At 35.6% G+C, this 15740-nt stretch carries 14 protein-coding genes and 1 pseudogene; 9 read left to right on the top strand and 6 right to left on the bottom strand.

Features of this window, described 5'->3' with window-relative positions:
- Nucleotides 1-54 precede the first annotated feature (54 nt).
- Nucleotides 55-1638, bottom strand: a complete 1584-nt coding sequence (locus ACM55M_RS00920) for a L,D-transpeptidase family protein (RefSeq protein ID WP_416855580.1) — start codon at nt 1636-1638, stop codon at nt 55-57.
- 345 nt (nt 1639-1983) lie between these two features.
- Between ACM55M_RS00920 and ACM55M_RS00915 the strand changes: the two are divergent.
- From ACM55M_RS00915 to ACM55M_RS00905, 3 genes and pseudogenes are all read left to right on the top strand, one after another.
- A pseudogene (locus ACM55M_RS00915) lies at nt 1984-2379 on the top strand (nuclear transport factor 2 family protein); the annotation flags it as partial.
- A gap of 233 nt (nt 2380-2612) precedes the next feature.
- Nucleotides 2613-4040, top strand: coding sequence for an ammonium transporter (locus ACM55M_RS00910; protein WP_416855579.1), 1428 nt, complete (start codon nt 2613-2615; stop codon nt 4038-4040).
- A gap of 137 nt (nt 4041-4177) precedes the next feature.
- Complete coding sequence (locus tag ACM55M_RS00905; protein ID WP_416855578.1) at nt 4178-6637, top strand: AsmA-like C-terminal region-containing protein; 2460 nt, start codon at nt 4178-4180, stop codon at nt 6635-6637.
- Between the two features lie 20 nt (nt 6638-6657).
- Here ACM55M_RS00905 and ACM55M_RS00900 read toward each other — a convergent pair whose 3' ends face one another.
- Nucleotides 6658-8268: a L,D-transpeptidase family protein gene (locus ACM55M_RS00900; RefSeq protein WP_416855577.1), complete on the bottom strand. Its 1611-nt coding sequence runs from the start codon at nt 8266-8268 to the stop codon at nt 6658-6660.
- Nucleotides 8269-8502: 234 nt separating this feature from the next.
- Between ACM55M_RS00900 and trmB the strand changes: the two genes are divergently transcribed.
- The 3 genes from trmB to ACM55M_RS00885 are packed head-to-tail and all read left to right on the top strand — an operon-like array spanning nt 8503 to nt 10252.
- Nucleotides 8503-9180 carry a tRNA (guanosine(46)-N7)-methyltransferase TrmB gene (trmB, locus tag ACM55M_RS00895; protein WP_416856267.1) on the top strand — a complete coding sequence of 226 codons (678 nt, stop codon included), beginning with the start codon at nt 8503-8505 and terminating at the stop codon, nt 9178-9180.
- Between the two features lie 54 nt (nt 9181-9234).
- A complete protein-coding gene (locus ACM55M_RS00890; protein ID WP_416855576.1) occupies nt 9235-9870 on the top strand; it encodes a LysE family transporter in 636 nt (211 codons plus the stop codon).
- A 52-nt stretch (nt 9871-9922) separates the two neighbouring features.
- On the top strand, nt 9923-10252 hold the full coding sequence (locus ACM55M_RS00885; RefSeq protein ID WP_416855575.1) for an MGMT family protein: 330 nt from the start codon (nt 9923-9925) through the stop codon (nt 10250-10252).
- A 3-nt stretch (nt 10253-10255) separates the two neighbouring features.
- On the opposite strand, the gene ACM55M_RS00880 is transcribed toward ACM55M_RS00885, so the two are convergent.
- Entirely contained in the window at nt 10256-10867 is a 612-nt protein-coding gene (locus tag ACM55M_RS00880) for a hypothetical protein (RefSeq protein WP_416855574.1), read from the bottom strand.
- Nucleotides 10868-11147: 280 nt separating this feature from the next.
- Between ACM55M_RS00880 and ACM55M_RS00875 the strand changes: the two genes are divergently transcribed.
- From ACM55M_RS00875 to ACM55M_RS00865, 3 genes are all read left to right on the top strand, one after another.
- Nucleotides 11148-12275, top strand: coding sequence for an Mrp/NBP35 family ATP-binding protein (locus ACM55M_RS00875; RefSeq protein ID WP_416848800.1), 1128 nt, complete (start codon nt 11148-11150; stop codon nt 12273-12275).
- A 63-nt stretch (nt 12276-12338) separates the two neighbouring features.
- Entirely contained in the window at nt 12339-12578 is a 240-nt protein-coding gene (locus ACM55M_RS00870; RefSeq protein ID WP_073205171.1) for a NifU family protein, read from the top strand.
- 193 nt (nt 12579-12771) lie between these two features.
- The gene (locus tag ACM55M_RS00865) at nt 12772-13089 is read left to right on the top strand and encodes a 2Fe-2S iron-sulfur cluster-binding family protein (RefSeq protein ID WP_035668621.1); all 318 of its coding nucleotides are present in this window, start codon (nt 12772-12774) and stop codon (nt 13087-13089) included.
- A 32-nt stretch (nt 13090-13121) separates the two neighbouring features.
- Here ACM55M_RS00865 and ACM55M_RS00860 read toward each other — a convergent pair whose 3' ends face one another.
- From ACM55M_RS00860 to ACM55M_RS00850, 3 genes are all read right to left on the bottom strand, one after another.
- Nucleotides 13122-14018, bottom strand: a complete 897-nt coding sequence (locus ACM55M_RS00860; protein WP_416855572.1) for a serine/threonine protein phosphatase — start codon at nt 14016-14018, stop codon at nt 13122-13124.
- A gap of 81 nt (nt 14019-14099) precedes the next feature.
- Nucleotides 14100-14864, bottom strand: coding sequence for an SGNH/GDSL hydrolase family protein (locus tag ACM55M_RS00855; protein WP_416855571.1), 765 nt, complete (start codon nt 14862-14864; stop codon nt 14100-14102).
- A gap of 63 nt (nt 14865-14927) precedes the next feature.
- Nucleotides 14928-15710, bottom strand: a complete 783-nt coding sequence (locus tag ACM55M_RS00850; RefSeq protein WP_416855569.1) for a DUF3050 domain-containing protein — start codon at nt 15708-15710, stop codon at nt 14928-14930.
- Nucleotides 15711-15740 lie beyond the last annotated feature (30 nt).

Here is a 15740-nt window from a genome sequence, read left to right as displayed (position 1 = left end):
CATTACTCTAATTTGAAACTAAATTATTTATGATTATTTGAAAACCAATAAAATTTATCTGTTGTATAGCAATCGCGCTAATGTTTCGTCCCTGTCATATACATCTTCATAGAAATGAACTACTCCGTCAGTATCCACCCAAGCGGTAAAATAGCCAATGTAAACCGGAATTTTATTTTTGAGGGTGTACCAATATTCTTCTCCGCTGTTCATAGCAGTTTCTATCTTTTCAAGATTCCATTTTTTGTCGTTTTTCATGATCATGGCGGCAAGTTCTTTCGGCTTGGCCACACGAATACATCCGTGACTGAAAGCGCGGTCTTCTTGACTGAACAAACTTTTTGATGGCGTATCATGCAAATAAATAGCATTCGAATTGGGAAATAAAAATTTCACTAGTCCCAGTGAATTTTCAGGCCCCGGTTTTTGTCTTACGTAATCGTCTTTCCACTCCATATCGTGTTCTTCCAAGTAATTTGGATTCTTCTCGATTGCCGGAAGGATTTCTTTCTTTAAAATACTCGTTGGGACATTCCAGTACGGTCTGAATACAATGTATTTCATTGGAGCGCTGAAAATAACCGTTTTATTCAGGGCTTTTCCTACGACCACTTTAGACTTTAATACTGATTTTCCATCTCTAAGAAACGTTAATTCGTAAGCGGGAATGTTGATTACGATTAATTCTTTGGCTTTGGTAATGTCATTTGAAATCCAACGACATCGTTCCATATTGACCGTGATGGTTTTAATACGTTCGGCTACAGTCACATTCATGTCTTTGATGTGTTCCGGCAAAATAGTTTTGTTGAGCGTATTACCACTTCTTTTTTTGTATTTCAAAATTCCTGTGGCCAATGCGCTATCATATATAGTACTCTTTGAATCGGAAGTAATATCTCCAGTGACGAATAACCGTTGTCTGATTTGAGCAATTGCTGCAGCGCTGTCTCCAGGTTTGTAGGACTTTATGTTTGGGTCAACAGTTATGGCTTTCCAGCCGCCTTTTTTCTCTATTTGGCGGTATTTTTGCAAGACGTCTTTCAGTAAGTAATATTGTCCTAATACCCCTTTTTCATCTTTATTGATTAAAGAAGGATTTATTAACAGTGAATCTAAATAACTGACATAGGATTGTTTTTTTCGAGGCAAATACCATCCAATATCCTTTGTTTTTTGCGCGTCTAAACCATGATATACTTTGTCAGCATAAAAAAAGTACAGTGCAGAATTTAACAGTTCGATATCAATATTTGGTTTTTGATTGTCATCAGAATCATCGTAAATTTCGTCTAATTTTTCTTTGTAAGGAATAACGGTCTGAACGCCTTCTTGTGCTAAATTACTGATTTTGTTGTGTAGCAAATTCCCAAATTCATTGATTCCGTTTTTATCAAACCATACATAATGAAATTGGTGTTTGCGATATAACGATTCCACTTCGGGCTTGTATTTTTCCAGTTTTGGATACTTCGCGAAAAATGTTTCGACTTGGGTACTGTCAAAAGCAATGTCTTCTGGACTGCTTGTGTTTTCCTGATTTCCTGCAGGATTATTTTCGCTTTTCTTTTTACAGGAAACGGTGGTGAAAACTATTGTAAAAACAATAGCTATAATTGGGAATAGTAACTTTTTCATAGGTTGAACTTTAATGCGTAATAATTCATTTCAAGGCATTACAAAAATACGTCAAATCGAGTAGTGTAATACCTATTTTGAAAAGCAGCGTTTTTTAAGGTTTAAATCCTATCGTTACTTTTTGAGGTATAAACCAAAGGAAAAACGTTGTTAAGTATTTGTTTGTCAATATTTTATATATTTAATTTATTTTTTAATTCGAAATTTTCTATCCAATAATTTTCTGAAAATCCAAAAATTATGAAAAAAATAGTATCATTTTCTTTAAGTATTTTACTGCTTTTGGCCTTTACGTCAACAGATTAAGACACTGATAAAGAGCAAGAAAGAATCTGAGCCACACCTGATGCTTGGCATAAAGCTGCCGCCGAAGCAAACTACAATGCGTATTTTAATGTAATGACTGAAGATGCTATTTTCATAGGCACGGATGCCACCGAGAATTGGAATAAAACTGCCTTCAAAGTTTAGGCAAAACCTTTTTTTGATAAAGGTAAAGCTTGGAATTTTACCGCATTGGAACGGCACATTTATTTTGATAAAACAGGGAAAACGGCTTGGTTTGATGAGTTGTTGAATACCCAAATGAAAATTTGCCGAGGCTCGGTAGTGCTTGTAAAAATAGGTAAGGAGTGGAAAATAAAAAATTATGTTTTGTCAATGACCGTTCCTAACGATAATGTTCCTGAGGTTGTCAAAATAAAAGCGCCCTTAGAAGAGGCGGTCATAAAGAACCTGTAAAATAAGTAGTAATTATATTCCATTTTTAATTTTTCTGAATAATTCATTATAATTTATTCTTCAATAAACAGCCAATATTGCGGCCGTTAAATTACATAAATCTAACAAATTGCCTTTAAAATTATTAATTCGGCGATAATTGTTTGGCAGGTGCCTATTTTAAATTGTTTTATGGTCCGAAATTAAATTTTTTTTAACTTTGCCCCCTAATAAAATGGGGTTAAGTAAATAAAATGAAAATAGAGAAACGCTGGATCATATCCTTTGTAATTATAAGTTTAGTTTGCATCACCGGTGTATTGTGGCCAGCAGTAACAACAACTGATGCTGTTCTTTCACAATTTGGAACTATCGATCAAATTATTCCTGCCGATGTTGCGTGGATGCTAACTTCCTGTTGTCTAGTGTTAATAATGACGCCAGGATTGTCTTTCTTTTATGGCGGTATGGTAGGAAAGAAAAATGTGATTTCAACCATGTTGCAAAGTTTTGTTTGTTTGGGTGTAGTCACTTTATTATGGGTTGTAGTTGGTTTTAGTTTAGCTTTTGGAGAACCATTAGGAATTCATATTGGTTCTGGTTTTTATAGTTTTGTGGGGGATCCCACTTCGTTCACCTTTATGGACTATGTAGGCGTGTTGCCACATAAAAAAATAGCGAGCACTGTTCCATTTATGTTGTTTGCTTTGTTTCAAATGAAATTTGCTGTTATTGCGCCAGCGATTATCACCGGATCTTTTGCGGAACGCGTTCGTTTTATATCTTATTTGCTTTTTATCTGTTTGTTTACATTGTTCATATATGCGCCTTTGTGCCATGCCGTTTGGTACCCTACGGGAATTTTGGGCTCTTATTTTGGGGTTAAAGATTTTGCCGGAGGAACTGTAGTACACATGAGTGCCGGGTTTGCCGCTTTGGCGGGCGTTATCGTTTTAGGAAAAAGAAAAAATAGCCGACACGTTCCCACCAATATTCCTTTTGTTTTATTGGGAACCGGAATGCTTTGGTTTGGTTGGATTGGCTTTAATGCGGGTTCTTCTTTGGAAGCCAATGGAGTTGCGGCAATGGCTTTTGCTACGACAACAACTGCATCGGCTGCAGCAATGCTGACTTGGATTTTCTTCGATCGAATAAACGGCAGAAAAGTATCGGCACTAGGAGCTTGTATTGGAGCAGTAGTCGGGCTGGTTTCTATTACACCGGCGGCTGGTTTCGTATCCGTTCCTGAAAGTATGTTCTTTGGTTTTATCGCCGCCCTAGTTTCAAATTGGGTTGTTAATGCTAAATTTTTAAAAGGGATCGATGATACGCTAGATGTTTTTGCCTGTCACGGTGTGGGTGGAATTATGGGAATGATTCTGACGGCAATTTTTGCGCACGGTGAAGATGCCAGCTTGCTTCATGGTGGCTGGAATGTTTTTGGACATCACATGATGGCATTGGTTCTTGTTTCTATTTATACTTTTTTTGGCGCTTTTCTTTTATTCAAAATCACCAATAGGATTATTCCAATGCGTGTTTCTGAAGAAGCTGAAATTATGGGATTAGACCTGTCGCAGCATGACGAAACACTATTTCCTATTGAGTGTTCAGATGTAGCTGAAGAAGAATATGATACTATTTTTGCTTCCCAAAAACATTTAGAAGAACGGACGATTTAGGAATAGGAATTTTATTTTTTTAGTTTACCAATACTGTTTTAACTTTTCAAAGGAGTATTGAATCTGGTTTTTGCGTTAAATAGTTCCATAAAAGAGTATTTTAGGTTATCTTTATTTTAATCGATAACGAAATACGGATGAATCAATTTTGGGAAAGCACTAAAGCATATTTAAAAACTACAAACTTTAGAAAAACAATCAAAAGAGTTGGTTTTTTCTTTATCGGTAGTATTGCCTTTGTTTTGTTGTGTTCCGGAATTTTAGCGATTTATTTTGATACTAATAAAACGGAAATCGTTGCTCAAATTAATGCCAAAATCAACGAAAATATAAAGGGAACAATCCACATTGGCGATATTAAATACAAGTTATTAACGGGTTTCCCCAATGTGACTTTGGCCTTGAGCCAAGTGGAATTAAAAGATAGTTTGTGGGCCATCCATAAACATACGTTGCTCAAAGCTGCCCAAATTGAAATTCGTTTGGGTCTTTGGAGCTTGCTGGCAAACGAGATTGATATAGATAAAATAGAGATTAAGGAAGCAACCCTATACTTGTTTAAGGGGGAAAATGGAATTGTAAATACAGATGTTTTCAGATCCAAACCAAAAGACGACAAATCAAAAAGTTCGACTACATCCACTATTGATGAAATCGTGTTACATCAAGTCCGTTTCGTGTCAGAAAATCAAGTGAGTAATAAGCGATTTGATTTTGATGTTATTTTTTTAAAAAGTAAAATTGAACACGACAACGACAATTGGTATACGGAGCTTTATCTTAAAACGCTTGCAAAAAGCATGGCCTTCAATACAAAAAGAGGAAGTTTTATTAAAGATAAAATGGTGAAAGGCATTTTAGTAGTTGATTTTTTCAACGAAAAAAACCAAATTAGTGTTGCCACTCACGATCTCGAAATTGGAAAAGACCCTTTTGTTATCAACGCTCATTTCAGTTTGGATAAAAATAAATCACCTTTCGATATTGCTATCAAAACTGACATCTTATGGCAAGATGCTTCAAATTTAATGAGTGAGAATATCAGTTCCAGAATCAGCCGATTTGATTTGAAAAAGCCGATACAAGTAAAATGCACAATTATAGGCGATATGAATGCTACCGGAGATCCTCAGATTGTCGTGAAAACTAAAACTAACGATAATGAACTCCAAATACCGGACGGGCTTATCTCTAATTGTAGTTTTGATGCTAGCTTTACTAACAATTATAAAAAAGGAAACGGCTGCAATGATGTCAATTCCACGATTACACTAAGGAACTTTTCAGGTGCTTATAAAACGATTCCTTTTTCAATTCCAATTGGAATTATTACAAATTTTGAAAAAACGACTGCAGCCGGAAGTTTTAAATCCGATTTTGATATTTCCCGATTGAATGGAATCGTTAATAAAGATTTTATGCGTTTTTCTGGCGGTCAAGCCAAAGTGAATTTGGAGTATGAATTTGATATTGTCAATTTAGAAATACAAAAACCAATGTTTACCGGAAATGTTTCTGTTACAAATACTACCATAAACTATGGGCCTCGGAATGTAACTTTTCAAAAAACGGATGTTCAGCTTGATTTTACCGAGAAAGCGTTGTTGATCAAAAAAATCAAGTTCAAAGACCGCAAGAACACTGTTTTTATGGAAGGAAAAGTAGACAACTTCCTTACTTTATATTACGACAATCCAGAAAAAATGGTTGTTAATTGGGCTGTTTATTGTCCTTTTCTGGATGTTAAACAGTTTTTGGGAGTTGTTACACGTTCCCATCAAAATGCGGTTAAAAAGAAGAATAAAACGGATGATTTTTCTAATAAACTGTCTTCGGTTATTGATAAATGCCAAGTGGTCCTGAATTTAAAAGCCGATAAAATGGTCTATAGTAAATTGGAAGCAACGAAGGTTAAGGCTACAGTTTTATTGGTCAATAATAAATTAATCGTAAAGAATGGATGGGTACAAAGCTCGGGAGGAACAATTGCTTTTGATGGAGCGTTAATGCCAAAAAACAATCTTTTCTTTTTAGAATCCAACGTAAAAATTGACCGGGTGAATATTACACAATTTTTGACTTCGTTGAATAATTTTGGGATTCAATCGTTTAAACCAAAAAATATTAAAGGATATCTTTCTGCTTCGGCTTCTGTTAAAGGCATGCTGCTTTCTGGAGGTCAATTAAAGACAAATTCTCTTGCGGGCGTGGCCAAATTTGATGTAAATAAAGGGGCTTTAGTCGATTTTGAACCAATAAAAAAAGTAGGGAAGCTTGCTTTCCCTTTCAGAGATGTCAACAATATCGTTTTTAGTGATTTATCCGGAGATTTTATGATAGATGGAGATTTGGTGAATGTCAATACTTTAAAAGTCAGTTCCAGCGTTTTGAATTTGGATATAAACGGAGTGTATTCCTTTAACAGAGGAACAAATTTAGCATTGACGATTCCGCTGAGAAACCCAAAAAGAGATGAAAATATCACGGATAAAATAGAAATAGCCGACCGCCGAAATAAAGGAATCGTACTGTATTTATTAGCTGTTGACGAAAATGGAAAAATAAAAATTAAATGGAATAAAAACCATGAAAAATAATCCCTTATAAAAGATGTAAGTTATTTGGAATCATCAGCAATTATTAGTTCAGCTAAGCGATCGTCCCTGATGTAAATGTCATTGTAAAAACTAATTTCCCCGTTATCGTTTACCCAAGTCGTGAAATAACCAATGTGAACCGGAATTTTCTTTTTCAGGATGCATGGGGTCTCCACTTCACCTTTCATGGCCTCGTTGATGCGTTCTATTGGCCAGTCCGGATCATCTTTTAAAATTAGCAGCGCCAATTCTTTGGCTTTGTTTATATTGATGCAACCGTGGCTATACGCTCGGTATTCGTATTGAAATAAATCTTGAGAAGGCGTATCGTGTAAATAGATGTCATTAGTATTAGGAAAGACAAACTTAACCAGTCCCAAGGAGTTTTTTGGTCCGGGTCGTTGTCTGGCATTCCCTTTGTCCCATTCAATATTATGTTTTTCCAGATAATTTTCGTCTCGTGCGATAGCATCCATTAATTCATTTTTGATGATGCTTTTGGGAATGTTCCAATAAGGGCTGAATATTATTTTAGTTATGTTGCTGCTGAAAACTACGGTTTCAGTCATGTTTTTACCTACAAGCACTTTCGACTCCAATTCATTTTTACCATTTTTTTTAAAAATGAGTTTGTAGGAGGGGATATTTATAATGATGTATTCATCGGCTTTTGTCAATTCTGGAGCAATCCATCGGCAGCGTTCCATGTTGACTATAATGCTTTTGATATAATTTTCAATGGGAATGTTCATACGGTTAATATGCTTGGATGTAAGGAGATAATCCGTTTTATAGCCATGTCTTTTTTTGTAATTCAATACACTAGCCATTAATTCGGCATCGTACCGATTGCTTTTTGAATCCTGTTTTAAGTCTCCGGTAACAACAAGTCGCTGTCTAATTTTACCAATGGTTTTTGAGCTGTCGTTTGGTTTGTATGCTGCTTCCAAAGAATCCATTGTTATCCTGTTCCATTCGCCGTTTTTTTCTATCTGGTGGTATTTTTTTAAAACCTCACGCAGTTTGTAATATTGTCCAAACAGCTGGTTTTCATTTTTGATTAATAATTTAGGGTCGACTAATAAAGAGTCCAAAAGATTCTCATAAGAGAGATTTTTCCGGGGTAAAAACCATCCCATTTCCTTGATTTTTTCAGTGTCAATTCCCTGAAATACTTTTTTAGCATAAAAAACATACATGGAAGACAGCATTATTTCGGTATCGGTTGATGATAAATCATCGGCAGCATTCTCATTGAAAATACCGTCGATTTTATCTTTATAGGCTACTTTGGACTTTAAACCTTCTTCCTCCAGTTGGTTTACTTTAGAATATAACAAATGGGCAAACTCAATGAGGCCTTTGTCATCAAACCAAATGGAATTATAATTTCGTTTTTTGTATAAAGCTTTAACGTCTGATTTGTATTTTTTTAAATTAGAATATTTCTTAAAAAAACTGGAAACCGTTACGCTGTCAATATGAATTTTGGATTTTCCGGCTGAAGATTCTGGAAGAAGTTGGACAAGAGAAGTTGCTGTAACCGTACGATTTTCATTTCTATTACGGTAAACGGAGGCAAGTGAAAAGCCAAATAAAATAATTGCGATTGATAAAACAAAGTTTCTCATGGCATGATTATTTTACACAAAGGTACAAAAAAAACAGCTTTTTTTGTGAAAATCTAAGGGGAATTAGGCTTGGGGTAAGAAGTTTATTGATTTGTAAATCAGGGTGTTACTTGGTTTTGTTCCATGGAATGGAATGGTAATTCAATGATTATGAATGTTCTTGATATGATTTTTTTGCCAGCAAATCATTCGGTCTTATATATTTCCTTAATTTTGCCGAAATATTCTGAAAAAGTGGGAAGCAAAAATAAATTAAAGAGGTTCAAGGAAAACGAGACATTCAACAACGTTTTTCAACCAACAAGGGAAGATGTAGTAGGCGATTTATTTCCGCTCAAGGGGAAATGGAACTCGGAATTTTTCAAAAATGAAAATCCGTTGGTGCTGGAATTAGGCTGTGGCAAAGGAGAATATTCAGTAGGTCTTGCTGAAAGGTACCCAAATAAAAATTTTATAGGAATCGACATCAAAGGAGCGCGTTTCTGGCGTGGTGCCAAAACTGCGGTGGATACAGGACTTCATAATGTGGCTTTCATTAGAACACAAATCGAATTAATCAATCATATTTTTGCCGAAAACGAAGTGGATGAAATTTGGATTACTTTTCCGGATCCGCAAATAAAATACAAACGCACGAAACACAGAATGACGAATTCGGAGTTTTTGCAGTTGTATAAAAAAATCCTCAAAAAAGACGGTGTCGTAAACTTAAAAACCGACAGTGAGTTTATGCACGGGTATACCTTAGGATTGCTGCATGGAGAAGGGCATGAAGTTTTGTATGCAAATCACAATGTGTACGTAAACGAGGGAAGTCCGGAGGAAGTTACTGCTTTTCAGACCTTTTACGAAAAACAATATTTGGAAATTAACAAGGCAATTACGTATATTAGATTTAGAATTAAAGACTAACATTGCGTTTACAACTCAAATAGTTTCTCTTTTTTGAATGCGAAAAATTTGCCTATGAATTTAATTATATCTTTGTTTTTGGGTTTTGTTACTGCTTTTATTGGGATTACGCCACCAGGTTTACTCAATATGTCAGCCGCCAAAGTAAATCTTAAAGAAGGAAAAAGAAGCGCATTGTGGTTCGTTTCCGGTGCTGTAGTTATAATATTTTTCCAGGCCTATCTTGCTGTCTTGTTTTCTAACTATATTGCTGATCGTCCTCATGTTTTAATTTTATTGCGGGAAGCAGGATTCGGTGTTTTTACGTTATTGACAATCTATTTTCTTTGGATTGCCAAAAAACCGAAGATTAAAAAGGGGAAAATAAAAAAGTACAGCAGTACAAAAAGATTTTTTCTGGGAATGTTACTCTCTGCGCTTAATTTTTTCCCTGTTCCGTATTATGTTTTTGTAAGTGTCACTTTGGCCTCTTACAACCTGTTTTCTTATAATATGCCTTATATTTTTATTTTTGTTACCGGTGTGGTATTGGGTTCTTCTTTAGTTTTTTATTGTTATATCACTTTTTTTCAAAAAATACAAAACAAGACGGATTATATCATTAAAAATATGAATACCATTATAGGAACCATAACCGGATTAATCGCTGTAATTAGTTTAATCAATATTATACGCTATTATTTGAAGTAGTCTTTAAAGTCTAAAGACGAAATAGAAATGCCATTTTATTAGATCCATAATCATGTCAAATGACAATTTTTTTGAACGAGTGTACGCCATTGCCAGACAAATTCCTTATGGGAAAGTCACTTCTTATGGCGCAATTGCAAAAGCTTTGGGAACTGCGCGCTCCTCGCGAATGGTAGGCTGGGCGATGAATGCTTCTCATAATATGGAAGATGTTCCGGCACATCGTGTGGTGAATAGAAAGGGATTGCTTACGGGAAAACTTCATTTTGATGGAACGAATCTCATGCAACAATTATTGGAAAACGAAGGAATAGAAGTTCTGGATAACCAAATTGTAGATTTCGAAAAACATTTTTGGCAACCAGAGGTTAGGCAAGAGTGATTTTTACAATTTTGGAAGGTCACTTTCGTTGTTGTTATTATCGTTCTTTTTATTGTTTATTTCGGCTATTCGGATTAAATACGCTTCGATGGTTTCGCGCTCTCCAATTGGTATGCTGTCCAATAAACTATCAAATCCATTAATTAAATTGGTGTATTTCTCAAATGTATCTTCGAGTAATTGATCGTTTTTTGTTTCCCAATAATTTCCCTCATCGGTAAGATCAAAATTTTCAAAATATTTTTTGTTCAAATAATCAAAAATAGTGATCAGTTGTTTGTGGATTTCAGGTCCGGAAAATTGGGTTTTTACCGACAAATAATTATCGTCCAACTCATTTATGAAAACCTTTGAAGATTCAAAATTATAAAAAGCACACATTTTTCCGTTGGATAGAAAAGTCAAGCAAACAACTTCGCAATTGGTTGGACTAAAACAGATGCCGTAAATGGAATCATCATAAGAATCAATAGTAAAAGAATGGCTTGGAAAGGCTTCTTCAAAAACATGAAATTCCCATTGGTTTGCCTGTGAAATGTCAGTCACCTCTTCAATCATTTTTTTTAAAAGGGTAGGATTTCTAAATGCTCCCTTATAATGAAAACTTAATCCCATGATTTTTTCTTATAAATTTAGATTATAAATTTTGGTTTATTGGGTTTACGGATGTTGTTTTTTAATTAAATTAGAAAGCAAATCGCTCCCTTTGGAGGGATTGGTGCTGGGAATTATGACCCTGAAATTGGCTAATAACTACCGTCAATTTCCACATCAATAAATGCAATACAAAACCTTTATAATAAGAACTTTTCATAGTATCTTTGTAATCTGAAATCAGTTTAAATAAAGATAATATTCTGGCGCTAAAATGCCAATAGTAAACAATAAACTAAAAATGAAATTAGACAGGAAAGACATCCTTAAAGCTTTAGAAACGATTACTATAGCTGGAGAAGGAAAGAACATGGTTGAAAGTGGCGCAATAGCAAATGTAATTACTTTTGGCGATGAGGTGGTGGTGGATTTAGTATTACACACACCGGCAATGCATATTAAAAAGCGTGCCGAAGACGATATCAAAAAAACAATTCTTGAATTAGTGTCTCCGGATGCTAAAATAAAAATCAATAGTAAAGTTGAAGTTCCGGACAAACCAGAAATTAAAGGAAAACAAATTCCGGGAATAAAAAATATTATCGGTGTTGCCTCTGGTAAAGGAGGTGTAGGGAAATCTACCGTTACTGCAAATCTAGCGGTATCATTGGCTAAAATGGGTTTCTCAGTAGGAATTCTTGACGCTGATATTTACGGACCGTCTATGCCAATCATGTTTGACGTAGAAAATGAAAAGCCAGTCTCTGTAATGGTGGATGGGAAATCAAAAATGAAACCAGTTGAAAGCTATGAAGTAAAAATTCTTTCGATAGGATTTTTTACAGCGCCAAGTCAAGCGGTAATTTGGAGAGGACCTATGGCTTCCAAAGCGTTAAACCAAATGATATTTGATGCGGACTGGGGAGAATTGGATTTCATGTTAGTCGATTTGCCACCAGGAACGGGTGATATTCACCTTTCAATCGTGCAATCATTGCCAATTACGGGTGTTGTAATTGTAAGCACGCCACAAGCGGTAGCTTTGGCCGATGCTAAAAAAGGAGTTTCTATGTTCATGTCTGAAGCAATAAATGTTCCTGTATTGGGAATTATTGAAAACATGGCCTACTTCACACCCGAAGAATTACCGGAAAATAAATATTATATCTTTGGAAAAGAAGGAGCCCGAAATCTTGCAGAAGATTTAGAAGTTCCATTCCTTGGAGAAGTGCCCATTGTACAGTCAATCCGTGAAGCGGGAGATTACGGTCGTCCTGCAGCGATGCAAACAGGTTCAATTATCGAAACTGTTTTCGAAGAAATCACGAGAAAAGTGGTGCAGGAAGTAGTAAGCAGAAACGAAAATTTACCTGCTACTGAAGCTGTTAAAATTACAACTATGGCAGGCTGTTCAGCAGTAAAAAAATAGAACTTCCTTCTTCTCCCTCTCCTTTGGAGAGCGTTGGGTTGAGGAAAATCCAATAATATAATTATGACAACAGAAGAATTAACAATAGAAGTTCAAAAAGCACTCGAAGAAATCAGACCTTTTTTGAACTCAGATGGCGGTGATATTACCCTTATTTCTATCGAGGACGACAAACACGTAAAAGTGCGTCTCGAGGGAGCATGCACCAGTTGCAGTGTAAACCAAATGACATTGAGAGCCGGTGTGGAAACCACCATTAAAAAGTTTGCTCCCCAAATAGAGACTGTTGTAAATATCCTATAAATGCTTAGGGCGTGACCATTTTGAGAAAAAAGGCTACTCTAGATAACGAGTATTTGCCTTTTTTCTCAAAATGGTCGGGCTATCCGCGCTACTTCGGTAGCCAGCTGCTATCCCTCACGCAAACAATCGGGATGCCTTTAAGACATTCCAAAAAGATACAATTGATTAACCAACCAATTCCAAATAGTAAAAAATGGATGTATTAATAAAAATTAAAGACAGAGAAGGAGTAGTGCATGAATTACAGGCTCCTACAGATATGGCCATGAACATCATGGAATTATGTAAAGCGTATGAACTTCCTGTAGAAGGAACTTGTGGCGGAATGGCCATGTGTGCTTCTTGTCAATGTTATGTCCTGAATGATGTTGCATTACCCGAAATGGGCGACGATGAAGAAGCGATGCTATCTGAAGCATTCTATGTGAAATCAAACAGTCGTTTAGGCTGTCAAATTCCAATCACCGAAAGCCTCGAAGGATTAGAACTGGAGTTGGCTCCGGAAAATTAAAGAAAAAGCGTTTGCCGAGGCAAACGCTTTTTTTATTTATAATCTTTTAGATTTGTCGGGCCTTCAAGTACTTCTCTTACAACTTGAAGAATACCATTCTCCTTTGTGTCGATAAACCATTTTATAAGTGTTATCGTTCCATTTACAATTTCAATTCCGGTGATACTTCTAGGATGCACGCAGCTTCCGTCATTGAAGTAAGGTGTCGCATGCTGACTTGGGTAAGAAAAACTAGGACGATGTGTGTGGCCTACAATGGTAATTTTGCGATTGTTGTTCTCGATCCATTTTTTGATTCGTCGTTCGATTTTTATCCGTTCCACATAATTTTTAGCGGGGCTTGTAGGATCCGATATTCCCCAAATTTGTAGCGGTTTCCATAAGATGCGGACCATAAATCTGTTGATTTTCCAACCAACATAATTCATGAAATCGGCTTGATGACCATGGGTTAAAAATAGTTCTTGGTTGGTTTCCTGATGAACTAAAACGATGGCCTCATGACATTGTATACCAGTAAACAACGGTTCAATTCGGTCGTTTTGTGTGTTTGTATACGTAGTTAGCGTTTTTTCTACATGATCTTTATCACGAAAAGTCATTTCGTGATTACCCCAAATTTTATGGTATCTATTGGAATCGTGAAATTTCTTTAGTAAAAGATACACATTTTTGTGTGCTTCGAAAATGGTTTTAAAGAAAATATTCTCCCATAATTCATCCCCGTCACCCAACTCACAATACGCAAAACCATCGTTGTAATATTGGGTCATTGCATGAAAATAGACGTTTCGATTGCTTGCAAAATCATCAGCAAAACTATTGTCACTTCTGTGACAGTCACTAAAAAGGATAAATTTTGATTGATCGTCAAAAGGAATTCTTTTGGCTTCTTTGTAAGCTCTTGTTAATCGTTCTTGGGAAGACATTTATTTATTTTAAAAATAAAGATAAAAAAAATAGCGAAGAAAGCTGTTTTTTCCATTGATACTTCCTTTACGGAATTGTTTTTATTTTTGTATCGCTATAGCCGCTTTTGGTAAAATCCGTTCCACAAATAAAGAGTATGCGAATTCTGAAGGATGTAATCCGTCATGAGCCACAAGATTACTGTTTGTTAAACCTTTTCTGGTAATATCAGTGATATTTATAAATTCAATAGTGTGATCAATGCAATATTTTTTTGCGAAAGCATTATACCCATCAATTTCCATAGAAATCTTCGATTGAGTTCCTGATCCTTGACCGTAAGGAGTATAGGCATAATCTGGAATGGAAATTACAATTACATTAGCCTTATCCCCTTTTGCAAGAGCAATAGCTTTAGTCACTAGTTCAGGAAACTCTTTTTCATATAAAGAAAAGGATCTGTTTTGATATTGGTTGTTTACGCCAATTAATAACGTGACCAAATCATAATCTGATGCGGGATTTTGGAAATCAATCGCCGAAATTAGGTTGGTGGTGGTCCATCCCGTTTGTGCAATAAGCTTTAATGGGTAGGTGTTGTTCGCGTTTAAATTGCTCAGGCTTTTCCTCAGTTGTTCCGGAAATCTACACGTTTCACATACGCTTTGTCCAATGGTGTAGCTGTCGCCAAGGGCTAAATAGCTAAAGGTTTGATTTTGTGTTTGTGGGACTGTAACCACGACAGGATTAGTTGTCGGATTGGCAACTATCGGTGCTGAAGCCATTTTAGGGATGGGACTTTCACTGCAACTCACGATAAAAAGGAGTAAAAAGAACGCAACTATTATTTTGATTTGGTTTTTCATTATTTTGAAATTTGTTCATTTCTAAATAATAGTTACGTTTATTTCAAGGTGTTGGTTTTGCCTTTAAGCTAATTCCACATTCATCATAATGGTTTCTTCGATCGCATCCCAAAGCCCGATGCGTTTTTCTAAAGCTAAAGTAGAAATTTCTTCTACATCAGACCATTTTTGAGCGTCAGTTCCGCAAAGTTCCGTTATCATTTTCATAGCCATGGGGCCATGATCATCAGCATCCAGTTCTATATGTCTTTCGAAATAATAAATTAGCTTGCTTAAATCTTTTTTTGGAAAATTAGCTTGGAAGTTTTTTAAAATTTCGGTGAACATACTCGGAATCAGTTCTTCTCTTCCAAAAGTAAAAGCGGCAGCTATCTCATGGGATTTTCCTTCTTCGATCACTCTGAAAGTAAAATCTAAAAATGCTTTGATATTAGGATGTAAGTTGCTTTTTTTAATAGCTACAAATATGTTTTTAAGCGAATTGACTTCCGATAAAAATTGTTCAATTCCTGTTGTGTTCGCGCCACAATCTTTCATAGCTTCAATGTACATCTCATAATGGCTTTGGCGACGCCCGTCAATAGTCAAATCTGATTCTTCAGCAAGGACTATTTCGTTTATCAAATATCTGGTTTCGGGGTTTTCCGTTGCGAACCATGGAGTTGTTGTACAAGTTAACTTGGATTGTAATGCTTTTAATAAGGACATAAAATCCCAAACTGCATACACATGGCTCTCTAGAAAACACTGTAAGTCTTCAATTGTTTTTACTTTCTTGTATAAGGAATGTTGTAACAATAGGTCTTTTTGGGGCTGAATGCTATTGTTGATAGTCTCAATATTCATTGGTGGTATTTTTTATGTAAATATAAAAAA

Source organism: Flavobacterium galactosi (genome assembly GCF_048158585.1).
Classification (GTDB): Bacteria; Bacteroidota; Bacteroidia; order Flavobacteriales; family Flavobacteriaceae; genus Flavobacterium; species Flavobacterium galactosi.
The sequence above is the reverse complement of the archived record's forward strand: the minus strand, read 5'-3'. Positions and strand labels throughout refer to the sequence as shown.

Bases quoted from the DNA above. Each gene is read 5' to 3' on its own strand.
- ACM55M_RS00920 (WP_416855580.1), bottom strand. From the start codon at position 1,638: ATGAAAAAGTTACTATTCCCAATTATAGCTATTGTTTTTACAATAGTT.
- ACM55M_RS00910 (WP_416855579.1), top strand. From the start codon at position 2,613: ATGAAAATAGAGAAACGCTGGATCATATCCTTTGTAATTATAAGTTTA.
- ACM55M_RS00905 (WP_416855578.1), top strand. From the start codon at position 4,178: ATGAATCAATTTTGGGAAAGCACTAAAGCATATTTAAAAACTACAAAC.
- ACM55M_RS00900 (WP_416855577.1), bottom strand. From the start codon at position 8,268: ATGAGAAACTTTGTTTTATCAATCGCAATTATTTTATTTGGCTTTTCA.
- ACM55M_RS00890 (WP_416855576.1), top strand. From the start codon at position 9,235: ATGAATTTAATTATATCTTTGTTTTTGGGTTTTGTTACTGCTTTTATT.
- ACM55M_RS00885 (WP_416855575.1), top strand. From the start codon at position 9,923: ATGTCAAATGACAATTTTTTTGAACGAGTGTACGCCATTGCCAGACAA.
- ACM55M_RS00880 (WP_416855574.1), bottom strand. From the start codon at position 10,867: ATGGGATTAAGTTTTCATTATAAGGGAGCATTTAGAAATCCTACCCTT.
- ACM55M_RS00875 (WP_416848800.1), top strand. From the start codon at position 11,148: ATGAAATTAGACAGGAAAGACATCCTTAAAGCTTTAGAAACGATTACT.
- ACM55M_RS00870 (WP_073205171.1), top strand. From the start codon at position 12,339: ATGACAACAGAAGAATTAACAATAGAAGTTCAAAAAGCACTCGAAGAA.
- ACM55M_RS00865 (WP_035668621.1), top strand. From the start codon at position 12,772: ATGGATGTATTAATAAAAATTAAAGACAGAGAAGGAGTAGTGCATGAA.
- ACM55M_RS00860 (WP_416855572.1), bottom strand. From the start codon at position 14,018: ATGTCTTCCCAAGAACGATTAACAAGAGCTTACAAAGAAGCCAAAAGA.
- ACM55M_RS00855 (WP_416855571.1), bottom strand. From the start codon at position 14,864: ATGAAAAACCAAATCAAAATAATAGTTGCGTTCTTTTTACTCCTTTTT.
- ACM55M_RS00850 (WP_416855569.1), bottom strand. From the start codon at position 15,710: ATGAATATTGAGACTATCAACAATAGCATTCAGCCCCAAAAAGACCTA.